Origin of the sequence: uncultured Polaribacter sp., assembly GCF_947500975.1 — a bacterium.
Classification (GTDB): Bacteria; Bacteroidota; Bacteroidia; order Flavobacteriales; family Flavobacteriaceae; genus Polaribacter.
Genome location: NZ_CANMUE010000004.1, coordinates 236,625 through 253,321 on the forward strand (window position 1 = coordinate 236,625; position 16,697 = coordinate 253,321).

Genomic DNA, 16,697 nt, shown 5'->3' on the forward strand with positions numbered 1-16,697 from the left:
TTTTTTACGACTTAAAATATTTTATAATTTTAGAAACAATATTTGTTCTCTGCTTTTAATTTTTCAGCAATAGTATTTCTTAATGCTATAACATTAGGGTAGTTAGTGTATTTTGTAAATCGTTTTAGTCCCATTAACAACATACGTTGCTCATCGCCCTCAGCAAATGAAATAATACCTTCTTTAGCATTTTTTTCTATAATTTCTACAGCATTGTATAAATACAATCTAGCCATAGCAATTTGTCCTTTTTGTGCATCTTCACCAAAACGTTTTACGTTTTTCTCAGTTCTTAAAAGAGTAGATTCTGCCATGTATATTTCATTTAAAATATTAGCAGAAGCCATTAATAATTGTTGATTTTGCTCTAATTCAGTTCCAAATTTCTGAATTGCCGCTCCAGAAACCATTAAGAATACTTTCTTGATTTTTGCAATCATTTCTTTTTCTTCAGCAAATAACTCAGAGTAATCTGGGGTATCAAAAGAAGGAATACCTAATAATTCGTTACCAACAGCAGTTGCAGGGCCTAATAAATCTACATGACCTTTCATTGCTTTTTTAATTAACATTCCTACAGAAAGCATTCTGTTAATTTCGTTAGTTCCTTCATAAATACGAGCAATTCTTGCATCTCTCCAAGCAGCTTCCATAGGTGTTTCTTCAGAGAATCCCATTCCTCCAAAAATTTGAATTCCTTCATCAGCACAAGCCTGAACATCTTCAGAAACCACAACTTTTAAGATAGAACATTCAATTGCATATTCTTCTACACCTTTTAATTCTGCCTCAGAGTGTGAGTTTCCAGCAGCCAATCTCATTTTAATTCTATCTTCAATATTTTTAGCAGCTCTATAACTTGCAGATTCACCTGCATAGGTATTTGTTGCCATCTCAGCTAATTTGTACTTTATTGCACCAAAATCTGCAATAGGAGTTTTAAATTGTTTACGCTCAGTTGCGTATTGTAAAGCTATACTTAAAACTCTTCTTTGAGAATCTATACATGCCGCAGCTAATTTAATACGACCAACGTTTAATGCATTTACAGCAATTTTAAAGCCTCCGCCTCTTACTGATAACATATTTTCAGCAGGAACAATAGTATCATTATAGAATACTTGTCTAGTTGATGAAGCACGAATTCCTAATTTGTGTTCTTCTTCGCCTAACGTAATTCCGTTTGGATTAGCAGGATCATATTCAACAATAAAACCAGTAATGTTTTTATCATCTTCAATACGAGCAAAAACAATCATCAAATTACAGAAACCTGCATTTGAAATCCACATTTTTTGTCCGTTAATTTTGTATGATTTACCATCCTCAGAAAGTTCAGCCGTTGTTTTACCAGAATTTGCATCAGAGCCTGCACCAGGTTCCGTTAAACAATATGCACCCATCCATTCTCCAGAAGCTAATTTTGGCACATATTTTTGTTTTTGTTCTTCTGTTCCGTATAAAGTAATTGGCATTGTACCAATTCCTGTATGCGCTCCAAAAGCAGTACTTAAAGAACCATTTCCACTAGAAATATATTCACAAGTAATCATTGTAGATACAAAACCCATTCCCATACCTCCATATTCTTCAGGAACGGCAACACCTAAAAACCCAAGTTCACCAGCTTTTTTCATTACTTCTTCAGTTAAAGCATAATCTTTTGCTTCAAAACGCTCTCTTTTAGTAATAATTTCACGATCTGTAAATTCTCTTACAGCTTCTTTCATCATTACTTGTTCTTCTGAAAAATCTTCAGGAGTAAATACATCTTCACATGCAGTTTCTTTTACTAAAAACTGACCTCCTCTTAAAATTTCTTTTTCTTTTGATTCCATTCTATATTTTGTTAAACTTTATTTTTGTTAATTTAAAAATTCGAAAATACCAGCAGCACCTTGTCCAGTTCCTACACACATAGTTACCATTCCGTATTTTCCTTGCATATTTCTTTTGCGCATTTCATCAAATAATTGAACAGATAATTTAGCTCCTGTACAACCTAATGGATGCCCTAAAGCAATTGCACCACCATTTACATTAATAATGTCAGCATCTAATCCTAATTCACGAATTACAGCTAAAGATTGAGAAGCAAATGCTTCGTTTAGTTCAATTAGGCTAATATCTTCTTGTTTTAAACCAGCTTGTTTTAATGCTTTCGGAATTGCAGCAACAGGTCCAATTCCCATAATTCTTGGAGGTACACCAGCTGCGGCATAACTTACCATTCTTGCAATTGGTTTTATATTTAATTCTTTTACCATTTCTTCACTCATGACCATTACAAAAGCAGCACCATCACTAGTTTGTGATGAGTTACCTGCAGTTACGCTTCCACCAGCAGCAAATACAGGTTTTAAACGTTGTAAACCTGCAATGTTAGACCCTTTACGTGGCCCTTCATCTTTATTAACAGTATATTTTCTTGTTGCTTTTTTACCATTTGCATCAATGTAAGTTTCTTCTACTTCAATTGGTACAATTTGATCTTGAAAACGATTTTCTTCTTGTGCTTTTAAAGCTTTTAAATGCGAGTTTAAAGCAAATTTATCTTGATCTTCTCTAGAGACCTTGAATTGATCTGCAACAGCTTCTGCTGTATTTCCCATTCCCCAGTAATAATCTGCATTTCCTGCAGCTACTGTATCATAATTTAGTTCTGGTTTAAAACCTGTCATTGGTACAGAACTCATGCTTTCAGCTCCACCTGCAATAATACACTCTGCCATTCCAGACTGAATTTTTGCAACTGCCATACCAATAGTTTCTAATCCTGAAGAACAGAAACGATTTACGGTTACGCCAGGAACTTCTTCAATCTTTAATCCCATTAAAGAGATTAAACGTGCCATGTTTAGTCCTTGAGAACCTTCTGGCATTGCGTTTCCAACGATTACATCATCTATCCTTGTTTTATCAAACTCTGGTAGATTCTTCATTAAATGTTGAATGGTTTCAGCAGCTAACTCATCAGCTCTTTTAAACCTGAATGCGCCTCTTTTAGATTTTGTTACTGCTGTTCTATATCCTTGTACTATATATGCTGTTTTCATTTTTTTAGTTTCTTAAAGGTTTACCAGTTTTTAACATATGCTGAATTCTTTCCAACGTTTTTCTTTCAGTACAAAGTGATAAAAACGCTTCACGTTCTATATCTAATAAATACTGTTCTGAAACTTTAGTTGGTTCAGATAAATCTCCACCAGCCATTACATAAGCTAATTTATTTGCAATTTTTTGATCGTGCTCAGATATAAATCTACTTGCTTGCATAGAGTCTGTAGCTACCATAAACGCACCTAATGCTTGTTTACCTAAAACCAACACATCTTTACGAGAAGTTGGTTGAGTATAACCTGCATTTGCCATTAATAAAGCATGCTTTTTAGCCTCAGCAATTTGACGATCTTTGTTTACAACAACAACATCTTTTCCTTTTTGAAGTAAACCTAAATCAAAAGCCTCATAAGCAGAAGTTGCTACTTTTGCTGTTCCAATAGTTAAGAAGTTTTCTTGTAAAACATTCAATTGAACATCTCCTTTTCTAAACGTATCAGAAGCACGTAAAGCCATTTCTTTAGAACCACCACCACCTGGAATAACACCTACTCCAAATTCTACTAATCCCATATATGTTTCTGCTGCTGCAACTACTTTATCTGCATGTAAAGAAATTTCACATCCACCACCTAAAGCCATTCCATGTGGAGCAGAAATAGTTGGTATTGCAGAATAACGCATACGCATCATTGTGTCTTGGAAGTATTTGATAGCCATATTTAATTCATCATATTCTTGTTCTGCAGCCATCATAAAAATCATTCCAATATTTGCACCTACAGAAAAGTTTGCTGCTTGATTACCAACAACTAACCCTTGGAAATCTTTTTCGGCTAAATCAATTGCTTTATTTACAGCTGCTAAAACATCACCACCAATAGTATTCATTTTAGATTGGAACTCTAAATTAATAATACCATCACCTAAATCTTCAATTACTGCGCCAGAGTTTTTCCAAACTTCGTTTGATTTTCTGATGTTATCTAGAATGATAAATGAATCTTGACCTGGTTTTTTAACTTGTGCTTTTGCAGGAATATCATAATAATGAGTTGCTCCTTCTTTTACAGAGTAAAAAGAAGTTTGTCCATTTGCTAACATTTCTGTTACCCAAGCGGCAATTTCATGCCCTTCAGCCTTCATCAACTCAACACCTTTAGCAACACCAACTGCATCCCATATTTGAAAAGGCCCATGTTCCCAGCCAAAACCTGCTCTTAAACCATCATCAATTCTATATAGTTCATCAGAAATTTCTGGAATTCTATTTTGAACATAAGCAAACATTGCTGCAAATGATTTTCTATAAAATTCACCAGCTTTGTCTTTACCAGCAACTAAAACCTTAAAACGATCAACAACATTATCAATAGTTTTTGTTAATTCTAATGTTGCAAATTTTGCTGATTTTTTTTGTCTGTATTCTAATGTATTTAAATCTAATGATAAGATATTTCTTTTACCATTAGCGTCTTTTGTCATTTTGTAAAAACCTTGTTTGGTTTTGCTACCTAACATTTTGTTTTCCATCATATGGTTTACAAAATCAGGTATTACAAACTGATCTCTCATCTCATCATCAGGGCAATTGTCTTTTACACCATTTGCCGTGTGAACCAATGTATCTAAACCAACAACATCAATAGTTCTAAACGTTGCAGATTTTGGACGACCAATAACTGGACCAGTTAATTTATCTACTTCTTCAATTGTTAAGTCCATTTCTTTTACAACATGAAATAAACTCATGATGCCAAAAATTCCGATTCTATTTCCAATAAATGCTGGAGTATCTTTTGCTAAAACTGAAGTTTTACCTAAAAATTTATCACCATACATCATTAAGAAATCTGCAACCTCTTGTTTACAGTTTGGACCTGGAACCACTTCAAATAGTTTTAAATATCTTGGTGGATTAAAAAAGTGAGTTACGGCAAAGTGTTTTTGAAAATCTTCACTTCGTCCTTCGTTCATAAATTTAATAGGAATTCCAGAAGTATTAGAAGTTACTAAAGTGCCTGGAGTTCTGTGTTTTTCTATTTTTTCAAAAACTATTTTTTTAATATCTAGTCTTTCAACAACAACCTCCATAATCCAATCTACTTCAGCAACTTTTGCAATGTCATCTTCTAGGTTACCAGTAGTAATTCTGCTTGCAAATTTTTTACTATAAATAGGTGATGGTTTAGACTTTAAAGAAGTAGTTAATGCATCATTTACTAAACGATTACGAACTACTTTGTCTTCTAGCGTAAGTCCTTTTGCTTTTTCTTTGTCGTTTAATTCTCTTGGAACGATGTCCAATAAAAGAACTTCAACACCAATATTAGCAAAGTGACAAGCAATACCAGATCCCATAATTCCAGATCCGATTATTGCTACTTTTTTAATTCTTCTTGTCATTTTTATAAAGGTTTGTTTGTGCTTATTTATCTTGATTTACGTTTTCGTAAACCTTCTTTTCTGCGATTAAATTATTAACAATAGAAGTTACTTTAAAAAATGATTCTAATTCTTCTTCAGTAACATGTTCTCTAACTATATTGTTAAATTGGTATACATGGCTTTTAGAAAATTTACGCATTTCTAAGCCAAAATCTGTCAATTTAATAATTACACTTCTACCATCATCAGGATTTCTTTCTCTGCAAATAGTGCCTTTTTCTTCCATAGATTTTAAAATTCTTGAAAGGCTTGTAGGTTCCATTCCCATTAATGGGCCTAAAGAAGTTGAAGGAGTCCCTTTTTCTTTATTGATGGTTAATAATACAAAAGCACTAGCCATTGTGCTACCATATTTTGTAGCTTGTTCATTATACATTTTTGCAACAGCTTGCCAAGTTGCTCTTAATTGGTGGTCTATTGATTTACTTTTATCCATTGCATCAAAGATATGAAAATTTATTATGCATGCATAATAAATTGTAAAAAAGTTATGCATGCATAGTAAATTTAACATTTTTTTATGTGATAAGCATTTAAGGATTTTAATAATTAATACCTTTAAAATAACTAAATTTGTAACTATTGAACTTTTAGAAAATAAATCAATAACGATCAATGAAGAATTTACTCGAGATTAATAATGTTGTAAAAAATTATGGTGACTTTAGAGCATTAAACGATGTTTCCATTCATATTCCTAAAGGAAGTGTATATGGTTTGTTAGGGCCAAACGGAGCAGGGAAAACTTCGTTGATAAGAATTGTCAACCAAATTACAATGCCAGATTCTGGTACAATTTTTATTGATGGAGAGCCATTATCGCCAAAACATACAGCAAATATTGGCTACTTACCCGAAGAACGTGGTTTGTATAAATCCATGAAAGTTGGTGAACAGGCTTTGTATTTGGCGCAATTAAAAGGTTTGAGTAAATCTGAAGCAAAAAAGCGATTAAAATATTGGTTCGATAAGTTTGATATATCTGCATGGTGGGGAAAAAAGATTGAAGAATTATCAAAAGGAATGGCGCAAAAAGTACAGTTTATTGTTACGGTAATGCACAATCCAAAATTGTTAATTTTTGACGAGCCTTTTTCTGGATTTGATCCTATAAACGCACAATTAATAGCAAAAGAAATTTTAAAATTACGAGATGAAGGGGCAACTATAATTTTTTCTACACATAGAATGGAATCTGTAGAAGAAATGTGTGATGAAATTGCTTTGATCGATAAATCTAATAAAATTTTAGATGGAAATTTAGCAGATATTAAACGTCAATTTAGAACTAATACTTTTCAAGTTGGTTTAAATACAGCCAACCCTAAAGAGGTTGAAGAAAAGTTGAAAGAGAATTTCGAGGTTTTTCCGGCAGATTTTACATTGTTAGGAAATGAGCTAACAATGAATGTTAAGTTAAAAGAACAAGAATCTACAAACGAGTTATTATCTTTTTTAACGAGTAGAGGAGAAGTGCAGCATTTTGTAGAATTAATTCCAAGTGCAAACGATATTTTCATTCAAGCAATAAATAAAAACAATTAGAAAATGAGCAAGTTAAAACTAATTATACAAAGAGAGTTTATTGCAAAGGTTCGTAATAAATCATTTATAATAATGACTTTTTTGAGTCCGTTAATTATGGTGGGTATGGGTGCTTTGGTTTTCTTTTTGATGAAAAAAAATGAAGAAAAAATAAAAGAAATTGTTTATGTTGATGAATCTAAATTATTTTCTAAAGATGATTTTTCTGATACAGAAACAATTCATTATCAAGATTTCACAGCATTAGGTGTTGAGGCTACCAAGAAAAAAGTAGAAGAAGGGCATTATGCAGGAGTATTAATAATTCCAAAGAAAGAGAGTTTAGAGTTACTGGCAAAGTCAATCGAATTTTATTCAAAAGATTCGCCAGGAATGTCAGTTATGAATTCTCTAGAAAATAAAATAGAAACTAAATTAAGAAATGAAAAGTTAACCAATTTTGGTATTGATTTAGATAAAATAAAAGAATCTAAAATTCAGACTGATATTAAAATGTATAATTTTTCTGGAGAAGAATCATCTAAATTAATTAATGGTTTAAAAATAGGAGTTGGTGCAATTGCTGGTTATTTGTTAATGATGTTTGTAATGATTTATGGAACCTCTGTAATGAGAAGTGTTATAGAAGAAAAAACAAGTAGAATTATAGAGGTCATTGTTTCATCAGTAAAACCTTTTCAATTAATGATGGGTAAAATTGTTGGAAATGCAGCAGCTGGTTTATTACAATTTTTTATTTGGGGAATATTATTGTTTATAATAATGACCGTTGCATCTTCTGTTTTTGGAGTTGATATGGTTGAAATGCAAACAGCAAAATTACCTGCAGATCAATTAGAAGCTGCAAAACAAGCAGCTGGTGGAGATAAAATGCAAGTTATAATTCAAGAAATATTAAGATTACCAATTTTAAAAATGTTTGTTTTATTTATCTTTTACTTTTTAGGAGGTTATATGTTATACAGCTCTTTATTTGCTGCAGTTGGCGCTGCTGTAGATAATGAAACAGACACCCAGCAGTTTATGTTACCAATTATGTTGCCTTTAATTTTAGGGGTTTATGTAGGTTTTGCTACGGTAATAAATGACCCTCATGGTTCAATTGCAGTTTTATTTTCACATATTCCATTTACATCACCTATTGTAATGTTAATGAGAGTTCCTTTTGGAGTTTCATGGTACGAACTAGTAATATCTATGACATTATTATTGGTAACATTTGTGTTTATGGTTTGGTTGGCAGCAAAAATATATAGAGTAGGTATTTTAATGTATGGTAAAAAACCAACCTATAAAGATTTGTACAAATGGTTAAAATATAAAGGATGATAAAATTTAAAGAATTCTTAAATTATTCTTTTGAAATATCAGAAAAGATTCACATTGATGTAAAAACTATTTTGTTTTTAATCTTTATTTTATTGATAACGAACTCTTTGTTAAGGTTGGTAAGAAAAATTGTAAATAAAAGGTTAGGTGAAGATGATAAAGGTAAGTTTAAAGCCATATTTTCTTTCTTAAAATATTTTGTATACATTTTTGTAATCATAATTGCTTTAGAATCCTCAGGAATACAAGTAGGTGTATTATTAGCGGGTTCAGCAGCATTATTGGTAGGTATTGGTTTGGGTTTGCAAACCTTGTTTCAAGATATAATTTCAGGTGTTTTTATTTTATTAGATAAAACATTAACCGTAAATGATATTATAGAGGTTGAAGGAAAAGTTGGCAAGGTTCTTGAAATTAAATTAAGAACAACAAGAGCTATTACAATTGATGATAAAGTTTTAATAATACCCAATCATAAGTTTTTAACTCAAAGTTTGTTTAATTGGACACAAAATGGAGTGCAAACAACAGAAAGTGTAGAGGTAGGTGTGGCGTATGGCTCTGATGTAGAATTGGTAAAAAGTATTTTAATTGATGTTGCAAAAGAGCATTCAAAGATTTTAAAAACAAAAGAGCCCAAAGTTTTATTTACTGATTTTGCTGAAAGTTCTTTAAATTTTAAGTTATTATTTGTAATTAGTAATAGTTATGAGCACTTAACTATTAAAAGTGATTTACGTTTTGAAATTGATAAAAAATTTAGAGAAAATAATATTACAATCCCTTTTCCACAAAGAGATGTACACCTTATAAAAAAACAATAATATGTCTAAGATATTAGTAATTGAAGATGAATCTGCTATTAGAAGAGTCTTAAAAAAAATTATTTCTGAAGAAAATGAAACATATCAAGTTGAAGAAGCTGAAGATGGTTTGTTAGGTATAGAAATGATAAAAAATAATGATTATGATTTAGTGCTATGTGACATAAAAATGCCAAAAATGGATGGTGTTGAGGTGTTGGAAAAAGCTAAAAAAATAAAGCCAGAAGTGCCAATAGTAATGATTTCTGGCCATGGAGATTTAGATACAGCAGTAAACACAATGCGTTTAGGAGCTTTTGATTATATATCAAAACCACCAGATTTAAATAGATTATTAAATACTGTAAGAAACGCTTTAGATAAAAAAGTATTAATTGTAGAAAACAAGCGTTTAAAGAAAAAAGTTAGTAAAAATTACGAAATGATTGGAAATAGTGATGCTATTTCTCACATTAAAGAAATCATAGAAAAAGTTGCTGCTACAGATGCTAGAGTTTTAATTACTGGTCCTAACGGAACGGGAAAAGAATTAGTTGCGCATTGGTTACACGAAAAATCAGATAGAGTAAAAGCACCAATGATTGAGGTAAACTGTGCTGCAATTCCATCAGAATTAATAGAAAGTGAACTTTTTGGTCATGTAAAAGGTTCTTTTACAGGAGCGAATAAAGATAGGGCTGGAAAGTTTGAAGCTGCTAATGGCGGTACCATTTTTTTAGATGAAATTGGTGATATGAGCTTATCTGCTCAAGCAAAAGTTTTACGAGCTTTACAAGAAAGTAGAATCTCTAGAGTAGGTTCTGATAAAGACATTAAAGTTAATGTTAGAGTAGTTGCAGCAACAAATAAAAACTTACAAGAAGAAATTGCAGAAGGACGTTTTAGAGAAGATTTGTATCATCGATTAGCGGTAATTTTAATTAAAGTTCCGGCTTTAAATGATAGAAGAGAAGATATTCCTCTATTGGTAGATTTCTTTTCTAAAAAAATATCTGTAGAACAAGGAATGCCAAAAAAAGAATTTTCTATAGAAGCTATAAAACTATTGCAAGAGTATAATTGGACCGGTAATATAAGAGAGTTAAGAAATGTTGTTGAACGTTTAATTATTTTAGGAGAAAAACAAGTTTCTAGTAAAGATGTACAATTATTTGCTAGTAAATAATTGTAAAGCTTAGCCAATTTTTTTTAGTTTTTTATTTTCTAAGCATCTCATAAGATTTGGCAGACTTTATAAAAATATACTAATTTAGATAAATAGTAACACCTTTATTAATTATAGCCATTGTTGGGTGCCATTCCAAAAACATACTCCTCTTTATATGAATTCAAGACAAAAAGAAATCTTTAAAATAAGTACAGAGGAGAATACAAGGAAAAGAAATTGTATAATAGATGGTTGTAATAAAAAAGCTATTAATTCTCATTTACTTCAAAGGAACGGAATCTTAAAAAACATCTCTAACAATGGACATTTAGTTGAACGGAAATTAAAAGATCCTTTTAAATGGGCTAAAAATGATGAGATAAGCGAGTTTAGAGAAATTGGATTAAAAAAAGCTTTTTCATTGCCTTTAATGTGCAGCAAACACGATAGCGAGATATTTAAACCTATTGAAACTCCTCCTTTAGATTTTGAAAACTATCATGCTCAGTTACTTCTTAGCTATAGAGTTACTTTAGCAGAAATAAGAAAAAAAGAAATTGTTGTTGATACTTATACTCGAATAATTAACTCTGAAAAAATAACACTCCGAAATCCAGAGAATGATAAAGCCTTTCTGAGAGGAACAAAATATGGAATGAAAGATTTAACTCAATTCAAAAAATTAATCGAAGCTGAAATAAAAACTCCAACAAATAGCTTTCATTTTGAATATTTTGAGTTTTCTAAATTTGAAACATATGCTTCTGCAATATTCAGTCCTCCTAAGACATTTACTTTTGGTTCGACAAACCCTGAGAAACCATATGAACAAGGATTTATACATGTAATTCCTTTGGAAGACGGTTTAAAGGTTATTGTTGGTTATCACAAACAATACGTAAATAGATATTTGAAAAAGTTTGTGAAAAAATGGAGAAAAACTAATAATGATAATTTGAGTGAACAATTATCACAAGTATTCTGTAGAAACATCGAAAATTGGGGAACTTCACCAAATATGTATAAATCAATGACTAAAGAAAATATTGAATTATTCAATAAATACTTTTACTTAAGTGAAATACTTCCAGGTTTTATGATTCCGAAATTAAATTTATTTGAAAAATAAAACAGCACCCAACAACGCATAACGTTAATTTGGGCTTTGTTATAAACTTAAAGTTCGTTACTTTTAGTAAAAATTCAAGTTAGTTTGATAATTGATTTTTCTAAACCCCAAACTAACGTTATGCAAACCGTTAGCAATAATAAAAAATGAAAAAACGAATTAAAATAATAATATTTGAAATTCTAATTATTGGAGTTTTAAGTGCTTTTTCATTTTCAAAAACCATAAGTAAAAGGAACGATAAAATCCTGTCTCATATTGTAGATTTAAATAAGCAAGACTTAAGACTATTCTGGAAAACAGAAAATGGTGATATTATCAACAACTTCATAAACCTAAAAGAATATTTAAGTTCAAAATCTGAAAAATTAGTTTTTGCTATGAATGGAGGAATGTATCAAAAAGATTTTTCTCCTCAAGGACTTTATATAGAAAATGGAATTATAAGATCTAAAACAAATAATACGGTTAAAGGGTATGGAAATTTCTATCTACAACCGAACGGAGTATTCTACATCACAAACGACAATAAAGGTTTCGTTTGTAAAACAACGGATTTTAAAAATACGAATATTAAATATGCAACCCAATCTGGTCCGCTTCTATTAATCGAGGGTAAAATACATTCAAAATTCAGAGATGCTTCCAAAAATTTAAATATCAGAAACGGAGTTGGGGTTTTGCCCAACGGAAGGTTATTATTTGCAATGTCTAAAGAGAAAATAAATTTCTATGATTTTGCTAAATATTTTAAGTCATTTGGATGCAAGAATGCTCTTTATTTAGATGGTTTTGTCTCTAAAACTTATTTGCCTGAAAAAGATTGGATTCAGACAAGTGGTAACTTTGGAGTTATAATTGGAGAAGTACAATAGAAAATACTATTGCTGACAATGGCTATAATTAATACGGGTTTTTGTGTTTAATCCAAAGTTTAGAGTATTTTTATAATGTCCGCCAAATCTTTTGATTTGGCTTTTAAAATGAAAAATTAAAACAAAATAAAAAGTTTTGGCTAAGTGCTTAATCGAAAAGCCTCCGCTTCTCTAATCCCGCACTAATCATAGCCTAACCGTTACTTGTTTTTCGTGATTGGCTATTTTTTTATGTTTTTTAGGTTCGAGTATTTTCAATTTTATTTTTAATAATTTACAACAACCGTTATTTTGAACAATTTGAATTTATACTTTAAATTATTTAACCAAAAAAGTTATAGCTTTATTTGTTTTTTTAAGTCCATAATCAAATCATCGTCAACACCCAAATAACGTCTACTTCCTAAATATCTATTTTTATTCATTTCATCATAATTAGGTTGAGTTTCATCCATAGAACTTAAATGTACATTGCCAGAGGCATGAATAAATTCATGTTTGTTGTTTCCTAACCAAATACCTACGTGTACAACTCTTTGTTTTTTATTTGAAGTCGCTTTTGTTCCGAAGAACAGTAAATCGCCTTTTTGTAAATCTTTAAAGTTTAAGTTCTTGTCAACAATTTTTCCAGCATTTATTTGTTGCGATGCATCTCTTGGGATTATAAATCCATTTAGTAAATACACCATTTTTGTAAACCCACTACAATCCATTCCTTTCGTAGAAGTTCCTCCCCATAAATAAGGAAAACCATCCATTTTTTTTGCAACATTTTCTATATTGTTTTGTGTTGCGTTTAAATTAGTAAGCCAAGATTCAAATAATGTAGCTTCGTTTCTTTTTATAAAGCCTTTTCTAGCATCAGGATATTCAACTTCTATAAAATCTTTATGTAAAGCTATATATTTTAATATTCCTCCGGAAGTAATGTCAGAAACTATTTGAGATTTTTCATCCATTCTAGCATAAATATATCCAAAATTTTTGGTGAATATTATTTTCTTTTTATGATTCCAAGTATCAAAATCTTCTTTGTTCATTCGTGTAATTCCACCTTTATCAACCCAAGAAATATAATTATCAGGAGTTTGAACTCTATAAAAATCACCTTTTTTATCTAATACTTTTAGAGGCATTCCCAATAGACCTTGCGTACCTAATTCGGCAGAGTGTTTTGGCTTAGAACGTATGTTTATAACAGAGTTTCTTGCAATAGCATATTTTAGATTACCAACAGCAGAATCTGGTAAAATACGAACTTTATTTGTAAATGCTAACTTTCTGTTTTTTAAACTATCTAATAGAATATCAAAAGCTTTTTCAGAAGTAGTTTCCCCTTCTAAAATAAGCTGATTGTCAGTCAATTCAAAATTAATATCAAATAATTCAACACGTTTGTCTGGTGCAAAAATTGTTTTAATTGTGGAGTGAATATTTTCTAATTCAGAAATCGTTTTTGTGTCTTTTTTACAAGACATAAAAATCATTAATAATATGAAAGTAATTGATTTTAAATATTTCATTAAAGAATAATTTTAGCTAAAATACAAAAAATCAAAACTCAAAAAATTGAAATCTAAAAATGATTGTTTTATATTTGATAACAATCATTTTTTTATTTTAATGGAATACCAAAATACCTTAGAGTTTGCAAAACAATTAGATAAACAAGACGGTTTATCTCATTTAAGAAAACGGTTTCATATACCAAAAGATAAAAACGGAAAAGATTGGTTGTATTTTACAGGAAATTCTTTGGGTTTGCAGCCAAAATCTACAAAAGAGTATATCAATCAAGAATTAGAAGATTGGGCAAATTTAGGCGTAGAAGGGCATTTTGAAGCTAAGAATCCGTGGTTAAATTATCATGAATTCTTAACTGATAAAATGGCAAAAGTTGTGGGTGCAAAACCGATTGAAGTTGTGGTAATGAATACACTTACAACCAATTTACACCTATTAATGGTTTCTTTTTACAGGCCAACAAAAGCAAAATATAAAATTGTAATTGAAAGTGATGCGTTTCCTTCGGACAGATATGCTGTGCAATCACAATTAAAATTTCATGGTTTTTCTGAGGATGATATTATTGAATGGAAACCTAAAAAGGGTGAAGTTTTATTAAATATTGATGATTTAGAAGAAATTATTTCAACCCAAGGCGATGAAATTGCGATGCTATTAATCGGCGGAGTAAATTATTACACGGGTCAGTTTTTAGATCTTAAAAAAATTGCAGAAATTGGACACTCAAAAGGTTGTATTGTTGGAATTGATTTGGCGCATGGAGCCGGAAATATCCAACCCAATTTACACGATTCTAATATCGATTTTGCAGCTTGGTGTACTTATAAATATTTAAATTCTGGTCCAGGAAGTTTAGCAGGGGTATTCGTGCACGAAAAACATGCTAATAATAAAGAACTGCCACGTTTTTCTGGTTGGTGGAATCATAATAAAAAAACACGTTTTAATATGCGTCAACCCTTTGATGTGATGGAAGGAGCAGAAGGTTGGCAGTTAAGTAATCCGCCAATATTATCAATGGCAGCAATAAAAGCTTCTTTAGATTTATTTGATGAAGTTGGCATGGAGCCTTTAAGAGAAAAATCAGAAAAACTAACAGGCTATTTTGAGTTTTTAATTAATGAAATTAATTCTGATGACATTAAAATTATTACACCAACAAACCCAAAAGAAAGAGGTTGTCAATTATCTATTCAAGTAAAAAATGCTGATAAAAGTTTACATCAAAAACTAACAGAAAATAATATTATTACAGATTGGCGAGAACCAGATGTAATTAGATGTGCACCAACGCCAATGTATAATTCTTTTGAAGATGTATATCAAATGGTTTCAATTTTAAAAGAATTACTATAAATGAATAAACAAGATAAAATACTAATTATTGGTGCAGGTTTATGTGGTAGTTTACTAGCTTTAAGACTTGCGCAAAGAGGTTATAAAGTTGAGGTATATGAAAGCAGACCTGATTTACGAAAAGTAGATATTTCTGCAGGAAGAAGTATCAATTTAGCGTTGTCAGATAGAGGTTTTAAAGCTTTGCGTTTGTGTGGGGTAGAAGAAAAAGCAAAAGAAATTTGTATTCCAATGTTTGGAAGATTAATACATGATAGACAGGGAAACACATTTGCGTCTAATTATTCAGGAAGAGAAAATGAATATATCAATTCAATTTCAAGAGGAGATTTAAATGGAGTTTTACTAACAGAAGCAGAAAAACACCAAAATGTAAATATCCATTTTAATAAGAAGTGTAAAAAAGTTGATATAGAAAATTCAATTGTACATTTTAAAGATTATAAAACGAAAGAAGAATTTACACTAAAATCTGATGTGATTTTTGGGACAGACGGAGCCGGTTCTTCACTTAGAAAAAGTTATTATTTAGAGCGTAAATTCTTGTTTAGCTATTCTCAAAATTATTTAAATCATGGTTATAAAGAATTAGAAATTCCTGCGGGTAAAACAGGGAATCATCAAATAAGTAAACAGCATTTACATATTTGGCCTAGAGGCGATTTTATGTTAATTGCATTACCAAATTTAGATGGCAGTTTTACCGTTACACTATTTTTAAGTTATAATGAAGGCGAATTTAATTTTGAAAACTTAACATCTGAAGAAAAAATTACAACCTTTTTTGAGCAAGAATTTCCAGATGCTTTGGCATTGATACCCAATATAAAAGAGGAGTTTTTAAAAAACCCAACCGGTGCTTTAGGAACCGTAAAATGCTCGCCTTGGAGTTATCAAAATAAAACTTTGTTGATGGGAGATTCAGCACATGCAATTGTGCCATTTTATGGTCAAGGAATGAATGCTTCTTTTGAGGATGTTGTTGTTTTTGATGAAATTTTGAATCAAAATTTAAGTAATTGGGAAGAAGTTTTTAAAGCTTACCAAAAAGTTAGAAAGCAGGATACAGACGCAATTGCAGATTTGGCAATCGATAATTTTCATGAGATGAAAAATCATGTTTCAAATCCGCTTTTTAAAGAAAAAAGAAAGCTAGAAATGGAATTAGAAAAAACGTTTCCAACGCAATATTCTTCTAAATACTCTTTGGTTACTTTTAATGAAAATATTGGCTATAATGAAGCAATGAAAAGAGGTAGGGCACAAGATAAAGCTTTGTTAAATTTAATTGCAGATGATGAAGTTCATACGCATTTAGATATGAGAAAAGATGAGTTAGAGGTAATATTAAGTAAAGTAAAAGAAGAAACAGCACAAATATTAAACGAAGATAAAATAGCAGGTTTATAAAGCTAAATTTATAGTTGTGCGTAATTAGATGCAACCAAAATGAAAAT

The 16,697-nt window shown here is 30.6% G+C and carries 13 protein-coding genes; 8 read left to right on the plus strand and 5 right to left on the minus strand.

Going from position 1 to position 16,697, the window contains the following annotated elements; genetic code table 11:
• Positions 1–29: 29 nt before the first annotated feature.
• The 4 genes from Q0733_RS06505 to Q0733_RS06520 are packed head-to-tail and all read right to left on the minus strand — an operon-like array spanning position 30 to position 5,944.
• Entirely contained in the window at positions 30–1,838 is a 1,809-nt protein-coding gene (locus Q0733_RS06505) for an acyl-CoA dehydrogenase family protein (protein WP_298780383.1), read from the minus strand.
• Between the two features lie 27 nt (positions 1,839–1,865).
• A complete protein-coding gene (locus Q0733_RS06510) occupies positions 1,866–3,056 on the minus strand; it encodes an acetyl-CoA C-acyltransferase (RefSeq protein ID WP_298780385.1) in 1,191 nt (396 codons plus the stop codon).
• A 4-nt stretch (positions 3,057–3,060) separates the two neighbouring features.
• Positions 3,061–5,466 carry a 3-hydroxyacyl-CoA dehydrogenase/enoyl-CoA hydratase family protein gene (locus tag Q0733_RS06515; RefSeq protein WP_298780386.1) on the minus strand — a complete coding sequence of 802 codons (2,406 nt, stop codon included), beginning with the start codon at positions 5,464–5,466 and terminating at the stop codon, positions 3,061–3,063.
• Between the two features lie 22 nt (positions 5,467–5,488).
• Positions 5,489–5,944: a MarR family transcriptional regulator gene (locus tag Q0733_RS06520; protein ID WP_298780388.1), complete on the minus strand. Its 456-nt coding sequence runs from the start codon at positions 5,942–5,944 to the stop codon at positions 5,489–5,491.
• A 179-nt stretch (positions 5,945–6,123) separates the two neighbouring features.
• Between Q0733_RS06520 and Q0733_RS06525 the strand changes: the two genes are divergently transcribed.
• The 6 genes from Q0733_RS06525 to Q0733_RS06550 all read left to right on the plus strand — a co-directional run bounded on the left by Q0733_RS06525 (position 6,124) and on the right by Q0733_RS06550 (position 12,357).
• Complete coding sequence (locus tag Q0733_RS06525; protein ID WP_298780391.1) at positions 6,124–7,053, plus strand: ABC transporter ATP-binding protein; 930 nt, start codon at positions 6,124–6,126, stop codon at positions 7,051–7,053.
• A 3-nt stretch (positions 7,054–7,056) separates the two neighbouring features.
• Positions 7,057–8,382: an ABC transporter permease gene (locus tag Q0733_RS06530; protein ID WP_298780393.1), complete on the plus strand. Its 1,326-nt coding sequence runs from the start codon at positions 7,057–7,059 to the stop codon at positions 8,380–8,382.
• On the plus strand, positions 8,379–9,206 hold the full coding sequence (locus Q0733_RS06535) for a mechanosensitive ion channel domain-containing protein (RefSeq protein WP_298780396.1): 828 nt from the start codon (positions 8,379–8,381) through the stop codon (positions 9,204–9,206). Before Q0733_RS06530 ends, Q0733_RS06535 begins: the two co-directional genes overlap by 4 nt.
• A gap of 1 nt (position 9,207) precedes the next feature.
• Positions 9,208–10,371 carry a sigma-54 dependent transcriptional regulator gene (locus Q0733_RS06540; protein ID WP_298780399.1) on the plus strand — a complete coding sequence of 388 codons (1,164 nt, stop codon included), beginning with the start codon at positions 9,208–9,210 and terminating at the stop codon, positions 10,369–10,371.
• A gap of 157 nt (positions 10,372–10,528) precedes the next feature.
• Entirely contained in the window at positions 10,529–11,482 is a 954-nt protein-coding gene (locus tag Q0733_RS06545) for a hypothetical protein (RefSeq protein WP_298780402.1), read from the plus strand.
• A gap of 146 nt (positions 11,483–11,628) precedes the next feature.
• On the plus strand, positions 11,629–12,357 hold the full coding sequence (locus Q0733_RS06550) for a phosphodiester glycosidase family protein (RefSeq protein ID WP_298780404.1): 729 nt from the start codon (positions 11,629–11,631) through the stop codon (positions 12,355–12,357).
• 335 nt (positions 12,358–12,692) lie between these two features.
• Here Q0733_RS06550 and Q0733_RS06555 read toward each other — a convergent pair whose 3' ends face one another.
• Positions 12,693–13,880 (minus strand): C40 family peptidase, encoded by a 1,188-nt coding sequence (locus Q0733_RS06555; protein ID WP_298780406.1) that lies wholly within the window; start codon positions 13,878–13,880, stop codon positions 12,693–12,695.
• A gap of 100 nt (positions 13,881–13,980) precedes the next feature.
• On the opposite strand from Q0733_RS06555, the gene kynU reads away from it, so the two are divergent.
• Together kynU and Q0733_RS06565 are read left to right on the plus strand one after the other, a co-directional pair.
• Positions 13,981–15,240, plus strand: coding sequence for a kynureninase (gene kynU / locus Q0733_RS06560; RefSeq protein ID WP_298780545.1), 1,260 nt, complete (start codon positions 13,981–13,983; stop codon positions 15,238–15,240).
• Positions 15,241–16,650: an NAD(P)/FAD-dependent oxidoreductase gene (locus Q0733_RS06565; RefSeq protein ID WP_298780408.1), complete on the plus strand. Its 1,410-nt coding sequence runs from the start codon at positions 15,241–15,243 to the stop codon at positions 16,648–16,650.
• Positions 16,651–16,697: the final 47 nt, after the last annotated feature.